We start from the raw sequence: 15,748 nt of genomic DNA, 5'->3' as shown, positions 1-15,748 counted from the left end.
ATCCCCGACACCCAGCCGCTGACCGGCTGGGCCTTCGTCAAGGACCTCGCCGCCCGCACCGGCGCCTCCTTGGCCACCACCCGCTGGGACACCGGCTCCGTCTTCTCCGCCGTCGCCGCCTACGCCGGACCCGACCTGATCACCCGCATCCTGCACCAGCTCCCCACCGGCTACGCCCTGCTGTTCGGCCGCGCCGAACTCACCCCCGCCGCGTAGACGGCGACGTGCGTGCTCGGGGCGGGCGCGACGACCGCTGCGTCGCTGTCCGCCCTGGTCACGTCCGGCGACGTGCGGCGGGATCGAGCTCAGCGACGCGCCGGGCGACGGCGTCGACGCCAGGGCGGGCGTACCGCTCCAGGGACCGCACGGAGGCGTGGCGGGAGCGGGCCAGCAGCATCGGGGGGAAGTGCCGCTCTCCCGTATGCCGCAGCCGGTCTTGTTTCTCATCCTCAGCAGGGTCAGCCACGCCGTGGAGGGACTATAGGCCGACGATGATCAAAGCGATGTCGTCGTTTCCGCCGCCGCTGACGCCGAGCCGGGACAGCAGGGTGTCGGCCAGATGATCCGAGCTGCGGCGGGGATCGTCGGCGAGGATGTCGGTGAGCCGGTGCAAGCCGGCGTCGATATCCTCACCGCGGCGTTCGATGAGCCCGTCGGTGTATTCGATGAGCCCGTCGGTGTAGAGGACGAGGGTGCTGCCTGGTGTATAGGGCACGGTGGCTTGAGAGCGCGGGACATGCTGCGGGCGGGCTCCCAGCGGCGGGTCGGTGGCCTGGTCGAGCAGGGCGATGGTGCCGTCGGGGCGGGCCAGGACTGGTGGTGGGTGGCCGGCGCTGCTGTAGGTGATGTGGCGGCGGTGGGTGTCGATGACGGCTTTGACCACGGTGGTGGCCAGTGCCCCTTCCACCGAGCGGGCATACAGGCCCAAGACGTCCACGGCTGGGGCGGGCTCACGCAGGGCACGGACGGCGGCGGACAGGGCGCTTCGGAGCATGCCCATGACGGCGGCGGCTTCCAGGCCGTGGCCGACAACGTCGCCGACCGCGACGGCAAAGCCGTTACTGGGCAGATCCACCACGTCGTACCAGTCGCCGCACACGTTGAGTCCTTTTGCGGCGGGCAAGTAGCGCACGGCGATGTTGGGGTGCCGGGCCAGGTCCGGGGACTGGAGCATGGCCTCCTGGAGGGTGACGGCGACCTTCCGTTCTCTGGCGTGGGCCTGCCGCAACTGCTCATTCGCCTGCTGGAGTTCCCTCGCCCGCGCATACAGTTCGGTCTCCATGGCCGAACGCTCGTTGAGCGCTTGACCTGGCTGGAGGCGGCCGGTTTGGGAGAGCACGAACTCGCTCACGTCCTCCACCCGGTGGATGATCCATGCCACCTGTCCGTCCGGTCCGAGTACGGGGGTGTTGACCGGGGACCACCACCGTTGCTCGAACAGCCCAGGACTGTCGGGCACGGGGATGTCGTACTTTTGCACCGCCATCGTGTCCGGCTCACTCGAGCGCAGGACCCGATGGAGGGAAGCGCTCAGGTTTCGCACCCCGTCAGCGCTGGGGTCCGCCGGGTTGTCGGGGAATGCGTCGAAGAGATACTGGCCGACCAGGTCTTCGCGCAGGCGGTGGGCGGCCCTGCAGTACGCCTCGTTGGCATCAAGGATCACAAGATCGGGGCCGAGCACCAGATACGGACTGGGTGTAGCAGCGAACAACGCCTGATAGTCGATCGGCGGTGTGGTCACAGACATTCTCCCGGTCCTGTGTTGGCCCCCTCTCCAGTCCACTATGGGTGTTGCCGATCAGCACACCGGCGCAGCAGGGATTGAGGGTGTCGGAGAACCGCTGGCCATGACACTGCAGGGCTATCCATAGCCCGCGCCGTCCGGACAGTCACACCCCGTCCCCAGACTGCGATGCTGGTGGTGAGTAGGTGTCCCACTCCCCCCTCCGCGTCGGCTTGTGCCAGCCTGCCGAAGCGACCGCCAAGCAGAAGTCCCCTCTCAAGATCCGTCAAGAGTTTTGACGGCTGCGCCGGTTCCCTGTTCCGTTCCTACCGAGACCCCGACTCCACCGCGGCCTTGTTCGGGGCGAACTGGCGCGGCCCGGCTGGTCTGTTCGCCCCGGCGGCCTTCGCCTGAGCGAGGCAGGATGCGTGGCAGTCTTCCCGGAGCGGGACTTCGTCCGGCAGGCCCCGGCCCGTGTTGCGCCTACTTCTGGTTGCCCTTGCGGGCCTGCTGCTGTTCGCTGCTGCCGCGCCGCAGGTGTCCGGCCTGCTCTGTGCCCTCGGCGGTGGTGTTCCCCTTTGGCTTGCGCATGGTGGTGGTCGAGCGGCCGCGTGCGGCCGACGTTGAGACGCGGCCTCCCTGCCCGGGCGTCGCCCTGGGCCCCTTGGCGGTCGGCATCGGCCGACTCAGGGCCTCCCCCATCTTGCGCATGGCCGGGACGTCGGCCTCCCGGCCGGAGGAGGCGGGCGGGGTGTCGCCGCCGGGGCCCGGCGTGGGGAGCTGTAGGTGAAGGCCGCGTCGCCGAGCCTGAGCAGTGCCTCGGCGCTGGGCAGCTCGGTCGTAGCCTCGGTGTCACGCTCGTCGGGCCGCCGGAGTTTGTCGGCGCCCGCCTGCGCCCACTCGGCGACCTTCTCGCAGACCTTCAGCGAGACCTTCCGGAAGAACTCGCCCACGCGGTTGTCGTTCTTCAGGCGGTCGAAGTGCTCCCCGGCCCGGTCCTTGATGACCTTCCAGAGGTGCGTCCACGCCCCGCGGACTGTCTGGAGCCGCTGCCATTCCGGCAGGTCCTTGAGCGCTTCGGCCTGCGTGTCGGCCCCTCGCAGGGCGGTGTTCACCGCCTCGGCCTGCTGCTGCGGGTCGGGGGTGTCCGTTTGCTCGCCGGAGGGGTCACCGGTGGCACCTTCCGTCGGCGCAGGCGCCGGCAGCGCGGCGGGCGTCGGCGCCGGTGGTGCCTGCGGGGCGGGCACCGGGGCCGGGGCGGCCGCCGCCGTCGGCGAGGCATCTGGGGCGGTGACGGCGGGCACCGGCGGCGCGTCGGGTGCTGGTTCGGCGTTGGCTGTGGCGACGGCGTCGGCAAGGTGCTGGTGAAGGGTGCGCAGGTCGGCCTCCACGGCCTCCCAGAGCTCTTTTGCCGTGCCCTGTTCCTCCGGGACGGTCTCCGTCCATGCCTCCCGGACGCCCTCGAAGGCGGCCGTGACGTCCAGCTCTCCGGCCGTGTGCTCCGCGGTCGCGGTGTCCTCGGCCGGGGTCTGCGGCCCGGTCCACAGGGGCATTTCCTCCGGCTGCGGGGCCACTTCGGTCTCCTGCGGCGCGGTCTCTGGCTGCGGGTCGCCGAGCTGGGCCCCGTCGTCGTCCGGCGCAGGTTCGAGGCCTTCGGGCTGGGTGGGACGGGTGGGTGTGGCCATCTCGGTTCCCTCCGGGGTGCTGGCCGGGGCGGGCGGTTCGGGCGAGCCGACGGCGGGCTCGGGACCGCTCGGTTGGACGTCATCGGCGGCGGCCGCCGGGCGGGTTTCCTGCGCCAGGTTGGCGGCGGACTCCGCCTCCTCGGGCAGGTCCTGCCCGGAGGGTTCGGCCGGCACCGCGGGCGGCTCGGCGGCCGCGGGCGTCGGCGGTTCGGGAGGGAGCTGACCGTCGAGGTCGGCGGGCGGCGCGGCCGGGGCCTGGTCGGTCTGCGGTGCAGGGGCGGGAGCCGCTGGCGTGGCCTCGGCGACGGCCTGTTGGCGTGCGGCTTCTCGGTCGGCCTGTGCCGCGTCCACGGTGGCCTGAAGCCGGAGCTGGAGCCGCTGGACGTCGTGGAGCAGGTGCGCGAGCGGGAAGGCCATCAGCTGCCGCTCGAAGTTGTTCTCGTCGGCCGGGAGCGCATCGCGCCAGGCCGTGGCCGACTGGGCGACGGCTTCCAATTCGGCGGCCATCTGGCGAGAGTTGTGGTTGCCGGAGAGGGCATCGGCCATGCTGTTCAGCCGTGCCGTCAGCTCGACGTACGGCGGCTGTGCCAGGTAGTCGAGCGGCCAGACCCGGGCGGCGGGGTAGGTGAGCGCGCCCCGGTGCCACATGGCCGTGTCGCGCAGCTCGGCGCGCACCACGTTCGCCCGGGCGAGCGGTCCGTTGCCGGAGGCGGCGGTGGGCGGATCGCCGTACGGGGTGCCGGTGAGGGTGGAGAACAGGACGGCTCCCCTCTCCGCCGCGGCCTGCGGCCCGTCGGCCAGGTTCGTCACATCGGCGGGCAGCCCGGGGACGGCCAGCCGGGCGAACCACTGTCCGCCGGCGGACTGCTGCACGGTGGCCACGGCCGTCTCTCCTCGGCGCAGTTCGCCCCGGTCCGGGGCCTGGCCGTCCATGCCGGTCATGTGGAGCTGGTAGGACGCATCAGCCGGGAGCGCGGTGACCTCGGTGTAGGAGCGGGGCTCCGGCGGATCCTCGATCTCCACGGCGGGATCAGCCTCCGTCGCCGCCGGGGGTTGCTCGGGGAGGTTGTCCGCGGCCGGGTCGGCGGCCGGGGCGTCCGTCGTAACGGCGGTGGGTTCCGGCTCGCCTGCCACTGCTTCCTCTTCCTGGTCTGGGTCCTCGTCCGCCTCGCGGTCCGGTACGGGAGCGTCGTCCGGCGCGGTCGCCTCGGTGGCCGGCGCGCTGATGGGCTGGGGATCGGGTGCCGGTTCCGTCTCGGTGGCCTTCTCCGCGTCGATGAACGCGTAGCGCACGGCTACTTCGTCGACTCCCTCGCGAAGAAGGCCGCGGCTTTTTTCAGGACCTCAATCGTCTGCTGCTGTTCCCGGTTCTCCCGCCGCAGACGACGCAGTTCTTCCTTCTCATGGCTGGTCAGAGCACCCGCGGCCCCCTGGCCCCGATCCGCCCTGTCCTGGTTCACCCAGTTCCGCAGGCCCTCCGGGCTCACCCCGATCTCACGGGCGACCTCGGTGACCGTCTTCCCCGACGAATGGACCAGCGCGACCGCGTCCCGCTTGAACTCGGCCGTGTACCGCTTGCTCGTGTTGCTCTTCTTGCTCACTACCTGGAACTGCTTCCTCCGGGACCGACCGTCCCAGTGTCACGAAGCCGCCACCCGGGGACACCTCCTGAGCAGCTCCTGACCGGCGCAAAATCAATCCGCCCGACCCCGCAGGCAATTCGAAATCCCGCGCCGATCACTACATTCCGAGACGATCACTGAACTTGCACGTCAGGACCCGAAAGCCCCAGCTCAGAGAAGCACCGCACCACCGTCTCAAATCCTGAAACGATCACTAGATTCCCAGGCCAGCGCTTCGCTCATCTGGTGATCATTAACGGATTTGTCATACCGCGTCCTCGCCGACCTCGTCGACGCCGACGGCAGCCTGCCCGACATCGCACCCGGCGTACTCATGGACGGCGACGACCTCGGACGATGGCTCCAGCAGCAACGCGAGGCGAGCACCTGGGCGCAGCTCTCCTCCGAACAGCAGGAACGACTGACCCGCCTGGGCATCAAGCCCACTGGGACGCGGACTTCCACCCCGACGGCCACGCGTGCGGCGAAAGGCCCGAACAAGGCGCAACAGGCCTTCCAACGCGGCCTAGCGGCCCTCGCGCAGTGGGTAGAACGGGAAGGAGCCCACCGGCCTGTACCACGCAGCCACAACGAGAAGATCCCGGTCGACGGCCAGACAGAGCCAGTGGTCGTAAAGCTCGGCGTATGGATCTCCAACACCAAGCAGAGGCGGGACAAGCTCGGCCCCGAGCAGCGGGCCGCACTCGCCGAACTGGGTGTGGAATGGGCATAGCAGACGGAGGACTGCTGGCCGCGCCCCGGCCGCCGTGCGAGTCCGGCCTGCCCGCGGTGTACCTCGACGTCGGCTCTGCTCCCTCCTCGGATTTGAGGTGAGGAGCCCGGGCCCCCGGGCTCCTCACCGGCGAACGGATTTGTCAAAGCTGACGCGGTGCATCACCTTCCATCACCGCACCATCGAGGCACGGGCCTTCGCCGAGGGGCTGGGGGCTGCGGTGAAGCATCTGCACACCGAGGACCCGGAGCGGCACCCGAAGAAGGTGTGGGCGAACTGGCTGTCGGGCGAGCACGAGCCCGATGTGCGGGCGGACGGCGATGCTGCCGCCGCTGCGGTAGGCCAACGGGGGTGGGGTGAAGGGCGGCGCTCGACGGCGCGACGTGTCTGCAACCGATGGATTGCAGTTACACCTCCAATGTGCAATCGTTGGGTTGCAGATCGATGCGTGGGAACGCCCGAGGGAGGAAGCCATGAACGACACCACCTACACCAACGCCGAGCTCGCCGAGCTCGACCGGATCGCCCGGCAGATCGACATCGACGTCCCGGCCGAGCAGGTTTGGGAGTTGATCGTGCGCCCCGGCTGGTATGTCAACGACGGTGCCGTCGAGGCCGACCCGGACCTGCGCTACGAGGGCGACGTGGCCGTGGTGCGCCATCCGACGCTGGGCGAGTTCCGATTCCGGACGGTGACGCTGGACAAGCCGCGCTACGCCGCGTTCCGCTGGATCGGCACCCCGTTCCGGGACGAGTCGACGCCCTCGACCCTCGTCGAGTTCTGGATCGACGAGCGGGACGGCGGCGGGGTGACATTGCGCGTCGTCGAGAGCGGGTTCTGCGGCCTCGCCGACGACCCAGCCGCGTGGCTGAAGGAGCGCGAGGGCAACGACAAGGGGTGGCTCGCCGAGCTGGAGGCCGCGAAGGTGTTCGTCGAGAAGTCCGCGCCGGCCCCGACGACGCGCCCGTGACCGCCACCCTCCCCGTCGTGTGTGCCGCGCTCGGCGACCCGACGCGCTGGGAGATCCTCACCCGGCTCGGCGAGGGCCCCATGTCGGCGTCCGCGCTGGCCAGGGTGCTGCCGGTGAGCCGTCAGGCGATCGGCAAGCACCTGGAGGTGCTGCGCGAGGTCGGGTTGATCGAGTCCGAGCAGCGCGGGCGCGAGGTCGTCTACCTCGCCGTCGGCGCCCGGCTCGGCGCGCTGGCCCGGGAGCTGGACCGGATCGGCCGCTCCTGGGAGACCCGCCTGCTGCGGATCAAGGAACTGGCGGAGCGCCCCGGCCCGGCAGCCCCCGAAGCCTCCGACTGACGGAAGACGACTGATGACTTACAACGATTGGACACGATCGTGACCGAGCACGACAGCAGCGCGGCGGGCCCCGACCGCGCGCCGACGCTGCCGCCGGTAGCCGACCGGGCCGCCTTCCAGGCCGAACTGGACAAGCTGCGAGTCCGCGAGAAAGCGCACACCCGGAAAGGCGACGCGATCGCCGCGGCCCGGCGCCGACTGCCCATGGTCGAGGTGGCAGCCGACCTTGAACTGACCGGGCCCGACGGGCCCATCACCCTGCTCGACGCGTTCGAAGGGCGTCGGCAGCTCATCGCCTACTACTTCATGTGGCACGACGGCCACGATGCGGCCGGGCAGTGCGAGGGCTGCACCTGGGTCACCACCCAGGTGCAGGAGCTGTCCTACCTGCACTCACGCGATATCACCTACGCGGTCTTCTGCCAGGGCTCGTACGAGGAGAGCCGCCGCTACCGGGACTTCATGGGCTGGGAGGTGCCGTGGTACTCGGCCCTCCCGTCGCATGACGAGCTCCTGGTTGGACGCCACGTCGGCATGTTTCACCTGGTCTGCTACCTGCGCGACGGCGACCGCGTCTACGAGACGTACTGGACGACGCTGCGCGGGGTGGAGGCGATGGACTACAGCTACGCGCTCATGGACCTCACCGTGTACGGACGCCAGGAGTTGTGGGAGGACTCGCCCTCTGGTTGGCCGCGTGTCCAGGGAACCCCCGCCGACCACGGCCTGCGGAGCAACGGACGCCCCATCCCCCAGTGGTCCCGCGTCGAGGCCGGGCGCTCCGACGACCTCACACCGCGACCGTGACGGCTCAGTCGGCTCGCAGTGCCGGGTGATCGGCGATCAGCCGATCTGACCCCTATCCGCCCTATCGCATAGGCGCCCTGATGGCCGCTGACCGAGCGGTGCCGGTCCTTCCATGCGGTGATCACCGGCTCGACCAACGACCACTGCTCGTCCGATAAGTCACTCGGATACGGCTTGCGTTCACTCACCCCGCGGCCGGGCCAGGAACACATCGTGCTTGCGCGCCGCCCGCTCCCCACCCGCAAGCCCGGCCCGCTCCCCTGGCGTCAGATCACGACGGATCGCCCGGTGCAAAGTCATCAGCGACGGAGGCGGCTCCCCCTCACCCCTGGCAGCGCGAGCGGCCAACTCACGATGGACCGCCGCGACGTTGCCCCTCCACAACCCCAGCAGAGCCCGGATCTCGTCGTTGACCGCGAACCGGCCATAGTACGGAGCCCGCTCCCCCGGCGCCGCGGCCGCGGCCTCATCCTGTTCGGCGGCGGCCAGCCACCGCCACACCGCACGCTCCCGCACCCCCAGCACATCCGCCGCCGACCTCACCTGCCCAGTGGTGAGCTTCCCCTCCCGCCGCAGGACCAGCAACCGGCGCACCACCGGCCCCCGCAACGCTCGAACCGACACAGCCGGCAAAACCCCACCCGCCCCCTCCAAGGCCAGGTCCTGCCCTCCCTCATCCACACCCCCAAGCAGACCAACACTCTCCGGCCAATGGATCAGAACTCACGAAACTGAGACAGCGTCACCCCTCATGCGATAACGCCCCAGGACAGCGATACCCACGGAACTCTCACCCTCATGACAGTGGCCCCACGCCCCTAAACCGCCACCGACCAGCATCAACACATCCAGGCCCGCTGTCTCTCACCCCACTGTCCCGAAACCGAGAGATCGCACCGTGAAGCTGGGCGTGTGGGTATCGAACACCCGAGCGAGGCGTGGCAAGCTCACTGCGGAGCAGCTGGACGCACTGCGGAAGCTGGGCGTCGACTGGGCATGACACCGCCGCCGTCCGGCCGTTGAGCCGGATCGCACGAGACCCCGGGGCCGTGAGGGCCCGGAGTCTCGAGCTGTCGGCAGGTTCAGACCGTGACCGCTGGGCATCCTTGCAAAAGTGCCCGCCCGGGACGGTGAACACGGGACTGTGGTGGAGTGATCCATCACCCTGGCCTCCTGCGGACCGCTCCCCTGCAGGGAGAAACGACCTCGTCACTGATCTGCCGCATCGCCAGCCGCTACGGACTGGAGGCACAGGCGCTGCGGTCCAGCTGGAAGTGGCTTAACCACCAGCCCAAGCACGAGAGCGGGACCCCCCCCGGGCCGATGCCGAGGTGCTGCTCAACGCTGCAGGGAGGCAACTGCTGACTCAGCTGTGCGGCGTCGAGGAAGAGGTGCTGTCGCGGGTGTTGCCGTCCTGGGCGCGGGAGGACGCCAAGCTGCCCGCCGAAAAGGACGGGGTGCCGGCGGCGGTGTGGCGGATCGGCGGCGCGGTCGCCGGGCCGGTGGCGTTCGACTGCCGACTGTGCGCCGCCGGGCGTACGGGGACGGTCGTGCGGGTCGTGCTGTACGCCCCGCGGTGGGATCGGGTGTGTGCGCGGCACGGGCGGTGGCTCCTGGACGCGGACGCCGACCAGCCCTACGAGTACCTGGACGTACGGCGCCTGCCGGAGGTGACCGCGGCGCAGCGGCGGTGGGCCGGGGTGGTACGGCGGGGGGTGCGGGCCGGGGCCGGGCCGGAGAGGGTGTTCGCTCTCGCGTATGCGGTGGTGGCCCGGTGGTGGGAGCAGGCCCTGCAATGGGAGCGGGAGACGCTCTGGCCGCGGCGCCTGCATCAGGTCGCGGGCGGTGACGCCGGGGGTGATCTGGAGCGGTGGCGGATCGTGGGGCGAGACGCGGTCGTCTTCCCCGAAGTGGTGGCCGTCGCCGACACGCTGCTGGATCCGGTCATGGCCGAGCTGGTGTGGAGGGACAGCGGCGCCGGGCGGCCACGGGCCCTGCCCGCCGACGGAATGTTCTGCCGCCGGCTCGGGGAGCGAGTGGGGCGGGGATGGCTAGGGACGCTGGCCGCGACCGACCACGGCGGCCCGCTCATCGCCTGGATGGGCAGCGCCGCCAGCGCCGCACAGCTGGGGGTCCACCCGGGTTCGCGAACGATCCCTGGTGGGTGCGCCGGGAACATGAGCCGGTGGCCATGGCCGGGCAGTTGCGGGTGCTGGGCAAAGAGAAACGGGCGCCGCGCTCGGGGACGATGTGGCGGGCGGTGGTGCCGCCCGAGCAGCGGGCGCGGATCGGCGGCCTCATCGCGAGCGCCGAGGAACAGCTCGTCCAGTTGCGCGGCGCGCAGAGCGGGCCGACCGCTGAGGTCGCCCGGCAGCTGCCGCGCAGCCTCGGTCACAGTGCCGGTCTGGGGAGTGTCCAAGTAACTGAAGCAGGTCGTTCCGTTCATGCGGATCGAATCCTTTCCGGTGCCAGCTGGACGGTCGTTGATTGCGGGAGGCGGACGGCTCGACCAGCTCCAAGGCCGAAGAGGCCCTGAACGAGGGTCAGCGCGACAAGAAGGCCGAGCGGGACAGTCCACCCACCGGCGAGGTCGTGGGCTGAGCCGAACAGCAGGGGCCCAACGGCGGCTAGGAGGTAGCCGACGCTTTGGGCCATGCCGGACAGCGCGGCGGCCTGGGACGCGTCGGCCGCACGCTGGCCTTGGAACGTCAGTGCCAACACCAGGCAGGCGCCGCCGCCAAGGCCGATCAACGCACTCCACGCGGTCGCCATCTCGGGGGCCAGGAGCAGCCCCAGGTATCCGGTGGCGCACATCAATGAACCGCTGACGGCCAGCAGCCGTTGGTCAGTGAGTTGTCGGGCGAGTATCGGCACGGTACTGCTGGAGACCAGACCGGTCACCTGGAGCAGGAACAGCTGCCAGCCGGCGGCGCCTTCGGAGGCGCCGTGGTCGTGCACGATGCTGGGCAACCACGCGATCGTGGTGTAAAAACCGAGGGACTGTAGTCCCATGAACGCACTGACCTGCCAGGCCAGTGGGTAACGCCACAGGGTATGCGCCTGCCTCGCTCCGGGGGCGGTGGATATTACGGGCCGGCGACGGGCCAGTTGCGGTGCCCAGGCCAGGACCCCGAGTAGCGCCAGCACCGCCCAGCAGCCCAACGCGGTATGCCATCCTCCGGGAAGATGGTCAGCCAGGGGCACGGACACCCCGGAGGAGACCGCGGCTATCAACCCCATGACAGTGACGTAGAGCCCGGTGACTGCGCAGTCACCGCTCGGCGGTCTGCGAGCAGGTCGAGGTAGCGCTTGCGCTGGACCTCGTCCGTCGCCACCTCCACACCGACGTGGGCGAGGGCGATCGCGGCGTCGACCACGGCGCGGTCTGCGCCCGGCGAGTCGCCGTGCCGGGCGAAGAGTGCTGTGTGGTGGTGAGCGCCTTCGGTGTCGTAGCCGATGGTCGGGTGGAGTGCGGGCAGGAGGTGGGAGACGTTTCCCATGTCAGTGGAGGCCATGACTTCGCCCCGGCGGTCCACGGGTTCACGGCCCAGGGCCCGGGCCGCGCGGGTGTAGGCGTCGGTGAGGAAGTCGTCTTGCCGTAGGTCGGCGAAGTCGGCTCCGTGCGGGGTGAGTTCCAGCTCGGCGCCGGTGGCCAGGGCGGCCGCCTCCAGGCAGGCCCGTATCCGGCGGCGGGCGTGGGCGAGGTCCTCGGTGGTGCGGGCGCGCAGTTCGTAGCGGGCCCGGGCCGTGTCGGGGATGACGTTGACCGCTCGGCCGGCTTCGAAGACGACGTCGTGAACCAGGGTGCCCGGTGGCAGTTGCTGGCGCAGCAGTCCCACGGCGGTGTGGGCGAGGGTGATCGCGTCCAGGGCGTTGACGCCGTCCCAGGGGGCGAGCGCGGCGTGGGCCGGCTTGCCCCGGTAGACGATGTCCCAGGCGCCGATGGCCAGGGAGGAGGCGCCGACGGAGTCTTCGGGCGCGGCGTGGGCCATGAACGCGACGGCCACGTCGTCGAAGACACCCGCCTCGATCAGCAGCGCTTTGCCGCCGATGTCCTCCTCGGCAGGCGTGCCGATGAGTTTCACGGTGATCCCGACGAGGTCGGCGACTGCAGCGAGGCCGAGGGCGGCTCCGGCCGAGGCGGCTCCGTTGACGTTGTGGCCGCAGGCATGTCCGATGCCGGGCAGCGCGTCGTACTCCGCGCACAGGGCCACCACCAGGTCGCCGGTTCCGTAGGTGGCGACGAAGGCGGTCGGTAGGTCTGCCACTGCGTGGGTGACGTCGAAGCCGGCTTCCTCGGCAATGCGTGCGATCTTCGCCGCCGACTTGTGCTCCTGCATGGCTGTCTCGGGTTCGGCGTGCAGGCTGTGGCTCAGCGCGACGAGCGTTTGCTCGTGGTCGCGTACGAAGTCGGCGGCGACGGCGAGCGCGTGGTCCCGCGTCGGCGTGATCGGGGCGGTCATGCGGCCCTCCCGGCGTGGGCGACGCGGGCTTCGGGCTCGGGCGCCGAAGACGGGTTACGGAAGAGCATGCCGACCGCGGCTCCGGCGAGCGCCACGACGGCGCAGGCGGCCCACGCCCACTGGTATCCCGCACCGGTGACGGCGCCCTGGGAGGTGGTGTGGCCGGCCCACAGGGAGCCGATCACTGCCGCGCCGATGGCCGCTCCGAGCGACAGCGCCATCTCGTTGACGCCGACGGACAACGCGGTCTCGGCCTCGCCGACCACCTCGACCGACAGGGACCGGGTGGCGGCTTCGAACATGCCGGTGGACAGGCCCACGATCAGCGCACCCACCAGGTACTGCGGCAGCGAGGAATGGAAGAGGCACAGGCTCAGGAATCCGAGGGCGCCGGCGCATCCACCGACCGCGAGCACGGCACGGTCGCCTATCGCCCGGGCCAGCCGCGGCGTCAGGGTGGACCCGACGAAGCCGACGGCGACCATGGCGAGGGACACCAGGGAGATGGCCCGGGCGCCGAGTCCGAGCCCGCCGCCGTCCGGTTCCGTGCCGAGATACACGGCGTTGGCGCCGAGGAAGCCGATGGCGCCGAAGGCGATACAGAACGTGTGCGCGCTGACCGCCGCAAGGCGGGGGTTGCGCAGCATGCGGATGTCCACCAGCGGATGCGAGGAGCGCCGCTCGACCTGCACCCAGACGGCCAGCAGCACGAGTGCCCCCACGATCGTGAGCAGGGAGTACGCCGACGTCCAGCCCCAGGACCCGCCTTCGGTGAGCACGAGGATCAGGGCGCCGAGCCCGACGGTCAGCAGCAGAGCGGCGAGCGAGTTGAACCGGCCGGCGCGAGGAGCGGTGCTCGTCGGCAGGGCGACAGCGGCAGCGACGGCGAGGGCGCAGAAGGGGACCGCTGTCCACAGCCCGGCGAGGGCGTGTTCGTCGCTGAGCGTTCCGGCCACGAAGCCGCCGGTGCCGATGGACAGGAGCAACGCGCCGACCAGAACCGACATGCCGACACGGCCGTGTTCGGGCGAGCGGGACCGCAGGATGCCCGCCAGCAGCGGGAAGAAGCCGACCACCGCGCTCTGGAGCACCATGCCGACCGCGAGCGTGGCGGTGGTGGGCCGGGCGGCGATGAGCAGCGATCCGACTGCGACCATGGTGACGGCGATCAGCAGCAGTCGCCGGTGGCCCCACATATCGCCCCAGCGCGAGAGCAACGGGGTCAGTACGGCGAAAGCGACCTGCGACAGCAGGTACAGGTTGTTCTGGCCCACGCCGCCGATGCCGACGTGGGCGCCCACGACGGGCAGCAGCGGGGTCAGATACCCCTGGACGACACCGCTGCAGACCACGATGAGGATCATCGTCGCGATCAGTCCACGGCCCCGGCTGATGGAGTTCGTCACGGTCTCACCTTCTTTCCCTTGGCTGGAATACGACGTGGTGGCTAGAGTGCGACCGAGGAGCCAACGGGACGGGAAATCGACGGTAACCGTCACTTCGAGAGGACTTGCTGTTGGATTCGGTCATCGTGAGCGAGCTCGATCTTGCTCTCGTGCACGCGCTGCAGGTTCGCCCCCGGGCGCCGTGGACGGATCTGGCGCCTCTGCTGGGTGTCACCCCGGTGACACTGGCCCGCCGCTGGGAACGGCTCACCGCGCAGGGGCTGGCCTGGGTGTCGGCGGTGCCAGGGCCGTCGTTCTCCTGCAGCGGCTGCACAGCCTTCGTCTTCGTCCGGTGCGCTCCGGCGGCCCGACAGCGCCTGGCCGGGCAGGTGGCGCGGCTGCGGGAGGCGGTGACCGTCGAACTGGTCGCTGCGGGAGCCGCCGATCTCCTCGTGGACGTACTGACACCGGACCTCGCGGGCATCCACCGGTTCGTGAGTGAGGACCTGGCCACCCTGCCCGACGTCCTCGACATGGAATGCGTGTTCGCCACCTCCCTCTACACAGAAGGCTCCCGGTGGCGACTGGGGTCGCTCGACGCGTCCCAGCTCTCCGTGCTGGGAAGGACCTGCACCGCGGACGGACCCGGGGGCGCCGTCTTCGATCCGGGCCCGCTGGACCACGTGCTCCTCGACGCGCTGGTGCGGGACGGGCGCACCCGGCTCGCGGAGCTGGCCGCTCTCACCGGGAGCAGCGCCGCCACCGTCCGGCGGAGGCTCGGCCGGCTCACCGCGAGCGGAATCGTGGCGTTCCGCTGCGACATGGCCCCCGCCGTGTCAGGGCTGCCGGTGTCCGTCACTTTCCGCGGCCGGGCCGCGGCGAACGACGTGAACCGGCTGCACCGCACCCTCGCCACGCTGCCCGAGTGCCGCTTGCTGGCCGCCGTCACCGGTTCCGCCAACGTGCTCGCCACCTACTGGCTCCGCGACGTCGGCTCAGTCCAGCAGCGCGAGACCGCGGTCTGCGCCCAGTTGCCCAGCCTCGACGTCACCGACCGCGTCCTCGGCATGCACACCGTGAAGAGGATGGGGCATCTGCTGGACGGGGAGGGACGGCGGGTGGGGATCTGCCCGATCCGGCCGTGGTGAGGCGGTCCGGCCCTGCCGGGCGCGCGGCCCGACACGGACGACGGTCACCCCGTCGTGACACCCGGCGTCACCCACCACGGAGACGACATCGGACGCTGGCTCACCCGGCAGCGACGGGACTGGGCCCAGCACAACGAGGAACAGCGGCGGCGCCTGGGTGCAACCTCTCGCCTTCGTGTCAGTACGCGACCTGCACATATATCGCCCGGTGACAGTACTTACACCCCGGACCTCTCACCTCAGGACAGTGACCCCACCCACCGAAACAGCCACCGAAACAGCCACCGACCAGCGGCAACACACCAACGCGCCACTGTCTCTCACACCACTGTCCCGAAACCGAGAGATCGCACTCCGCAGAGTTCAGAATCAAGGGGAAGGTCGCCCGCATGCCCTGCGATCATCCAAAGAGTGACCCCACGTGACCGGGCCCAACGTTAAGGATCTAGCTCAGCGTTCCTGCATGTTGAGGTCACGGACGCAGAACCCGTGGTGTGCCCAGTCTTCGTTCAGCACCACCCGCAGGCACTCGACCACCGACTTGCCCACGGCGTACGGCGGCCAGCCCGGTCTCGCAGGAACGGGAGCGACTGCGGACAGCTCGTCGACCGTCACGGTCGCCAGCCAACGCTCCAGCTCGGCGGACTGTTCGTCTCGCACGGCCAGTACCTCGTCGAGGCCTGGGGTCGCCGCTCGATCGAGGCCCTGTTCCTCCTGATCGGGCACGAAGTCGGACGCCAACCCGATCCCAGTGAAAGGCTGGGTCGATCCCAGGCAACAGCGGCGAAACCACGAGTCGTGCACGAACACCAGGTGGCGCAGGGTCTCCACTGCCGACCACTCGCCGGCGACACGCCGGTGCTCGGAGCCCGC

Annotated in this window: 16 protein-coding genes and 2 pseudogenes; 8 read left to right on the top strand and 10 right to left on the bottom strand. The window is 70.4% G+C overall.

All coding sequences use genetic code 11. The annotated features are described in order from the left end of the window. Positions 1-216 (top strand): DUF2267 domain-containing protein (locus ACWEK3_RS40700; RefSeq protein ID WP_453252090.1); only part of this gene is annotated, 216 nt, incomplete at its 5' end. Between the two features lie 58 nt (positions 217-274). Here ACWEK3_RS40700 and ACWEK3_RS40695 read toward each other — a convergent pair. The 4 genes from ACWEK3_RS40695 to ACWEK3_RS40680 form a co-directional block, all read right to left on the bottom strand. Next, a complete protein-coding gene (locus ACWEK3_RS40695; RefSeq protein ID WP_453252089.1) occupies positions 275-466 on the bottom strand; it encodes a hypothetical protein in 192 nt (63 codons plus the stop codon). A gap of 12 nt (positions 467-478) precedes the next feature. Next, positions 479-1,747 (bottom strand): PP2C family protein-serine/threonine phosphatase, encoded by a 1,269-nt coding sequence (locus ACWEK3_RS40690; protein ID WP_453252088.1) that lies wholly within the window; start codon positions 1,745-1,747, stop codon positions 479-481. A gap of 662 nt (positions 1,748-2,409) precedes the next feature. Beyond that, positions 2,410-4,701, bottom strand: coding sequence for a hypothetical protein (locus ACWEK3_RS40685; RefSeq protein WP_453252087.1), 2,292 nt, complete (start codon positions 4,699-4,701; stop codon positions 2,410-2,412). 2 nt (positions 4,702-4,703) lie between these two features. Further along, positions 4,704-5,009, bottom strand: a complete 306-nt coding sequence (locus tag ACWEK3_RS40680) for a transposase (RefSeq protein WP_453252086.1) — start codon at positions 5,007-5,009, stop codon at positions 4,704-4,706. Between the two features lie 289 nt (positions 5,010-5,298). Between ACWEK3_RS40680 and ACWEK3_RS40675 the strand changes: the two are divergent. The 4 genes and pseudogenes from ACWEK3_RS40675 to ACWEK3_RS40660 form a co-directional block, all read left to right on the top strand. After that, positions 5,299-5,763 (top strand): annotated as a pseudogene (locus ACWEK3_RS40675) (helicase associated domain-containing protein); the annotation flags it as partial. A gap of 473 nt (positions 5,764-6,236) precedes the next feature. Then, positions 6,237-6,734, top strand: coding sequence for an ATPase (locus ACWEK3_RS40670; protein WP_450546672.1), 498 nt, complete (start codon positions 6,237-6,239; stop codon positions 6,732-6,734). Then, on the top strand, positions 6,731-7,072 hold the full coding sequence (locus ACWEK3_RS40665) for an ArsR/SmtB family transcription factor (RefSeq protein ID WP_450546673.1): 342 nt from the start codon (positions 6,731-6,733) through the stop codon (positions 7,070-7,072). The genes ACWEK3_RS40670 and ACWEK3_RS40665 overlap by 4 nt, the downstream gene beginning before the upstream one ends. 39 nt (positions 7,073-7,111) lie before the next feature. Next, entirely contained in the window at positions 7,112-7,879 is a 768-nt protein-coding gene (locus ACWEK3_RS40660; protein ID WP_453252085.1) for a DUF899 family protein, read from the top strand. 72 nt (positions 7,880-7,951) lie between these two features. Here the strand turns inward: ACWEK3_RS40660 and ACWEK3_RS40655 are convergent. Together ACWEK3_RS40655 and ACWEK3_RS40650 are read right to left on the bottom strand one after the other, a co-directional pair. After that, positions 7,952-8,067 (bottom strand): annotated as a pseudogene (locus tag ACWEK3_RS40655) (transposase); the annotation flags it as partial. After that, a complete protein-coding gene (locus tag ACWEK3_RS40650) occupies positions 8,060-8,464 on the bottom strand; it encodes a hypothetical protein (RefSeq protein ID WP_450546675.1) in 405 nt (134 codons plus the stop codon). The gene ACWEK3_RS40650 and the pseudogene ACWEK3_RS40655, both read right to left, overlap by 8 nt. Positions 8,465-8,717: 253 nt before the next feature. Between ACWEK3_RS40650 and ACWEK3_RS40645 the strand changes: the two genes are divergently transcribed. Then, the gene (locus tag ACWEK3_RS40645) at positions 8,718-8,879 is read left to right on the top strand and encodes a helicase associated domain-containing protein (protein ID WP_450546680.1); all 162 of its coding nucleotides are present in this window, start codon (positions 8,718-8,720) and stop codon (positions 8,877-8,879) included. Between the two features lie 331 nt (positions 8,880-9,210). Further along, positions 9,211-10,302 (top strand): hypothetical protein, encoded by a 1,092-nt coding sequence (locus ACWEK3_RS40640; RefSeq protein ID WP_450546676.1) that lies wholly within the window; start codon positions 9,211-9,213, stop codon positions 10,300-10,302. A 19-nt stretch (positions 10,303-10,321) separates the two neighbouring features. Here ACWEK3_RS40640 and ACWEK3_RS40635 read toward each other — a convergent pair whose 3' ends face one another. From ACWEK3_RS40635 to ACWEK3_RS40625, 3 genes are read right to left on the bottom strand one after another with little or no spacing between them, the layout of a single operon-like run. Further along, positions 10,322-11,119 carry an MFS transporter gene (locus ACWEK3_RS40635; RefSeq protein WP_453252084.1) on the bottom strand — a complete coding sequence of 266 codons (798 nt, stop codon included), beginning with the start codon at positions 11,117-11,119 and terminating at the stop codon, positions 10,322-10,324. Beyond that, positions 11,110-12,342: an amidohydrolase gene (locus tag ACWEK3_RS40630; protein WP_453252083.1), complete on the bottom strand. Its 1,233-nt coding sequence runs from the start codon at positions 12,340-12,342 to the stop codon at positions 11,110-11,112. The genes ACWEK3_RS40635 and ACWEK3_RS40630 overlap by 10 nt, the downstream gene beginning before the upstream one ends. Continuing rightward, entirely contained in the window at positions 12,339-13,748 is a 1,410-nt protein-coding gene (locus ACWEK3_RS40625; protein ID WP_450546678.1) for an MFS transporter, read from the bottom strand. The genes ACWEK3_RS40630 and ACWEK3_RS40625 overlap by 4 nt, the downstream gene beginning before the upstream one ends. Before the next feature lie 125 nt (positions 13,749-13,873). Between ACWEK3_RS40625 and ACWEK3_RS40620 the strand changes: the two genes are divergently transcribed. Next, positions 13,874-14,875, top strand: coding sequence for an Lrp/AsnC family transcriptional regulator (locus ACWEK3_RS40620; protein WP_450546679.1), 1,002 nt, complete (start codon positions 13,874-13,876; stop codon positions 14,873-14,875). A 450-nt stretch (positions 14,876-15,325) separates the two neighbouring features. Here ACWEK3_RS40620 and ACWEK3_RS40615 read toward each other — a convergent pair. After that, on the bottom strand, positions 15,326-15,748 hold a 423-nt coding region (locus tag ACWEK3_RS40615; protein ID WP_453252082.1), incomplete at its 5' end, for a DinB family protein.

It is taken from the genome of Streptomyces sp. NPDC004721 (genome assembly GCF_053601495.1).
Note: the sequence above shows the minus strand (reverse complement) of the source record. Positions and strands in the feature narration are given on the sequence as shown.

Bases quoted from the DNA above. Each gene is read 5' to 3' on its own strand.
- ACWEK3_RS40635 (WP_453252084.1), bottom strand. From the start codon at position 11,119: ATGGGGTTGATAGCCGCGGTCTCCTCCGGGGTGTCCGTGCCCCTGGCT.
- ACWEK3_RS40630 (WP_453252083.1), bottom strand. From the start codon at position 12,342: ATGACCGCCCCGATCACGCCGACGCGGGACCACGCGCTCGCCGTCGCC.
- ACWEK3_RS40670 (WP_450546672.1), top strand. From the start codon at position 6,237: ATGAACGACACCACCTACACCAACGCCGAGCTCGCCGAGCTCGACCGG.
- ACWEK3_RS40690 (WP_453252088.1), bottom strand. From the start codon at position 1,747: ATGTCTGTGACCACACCGCCGATCGACTATCAGGCGTTGTTCGCTGCT.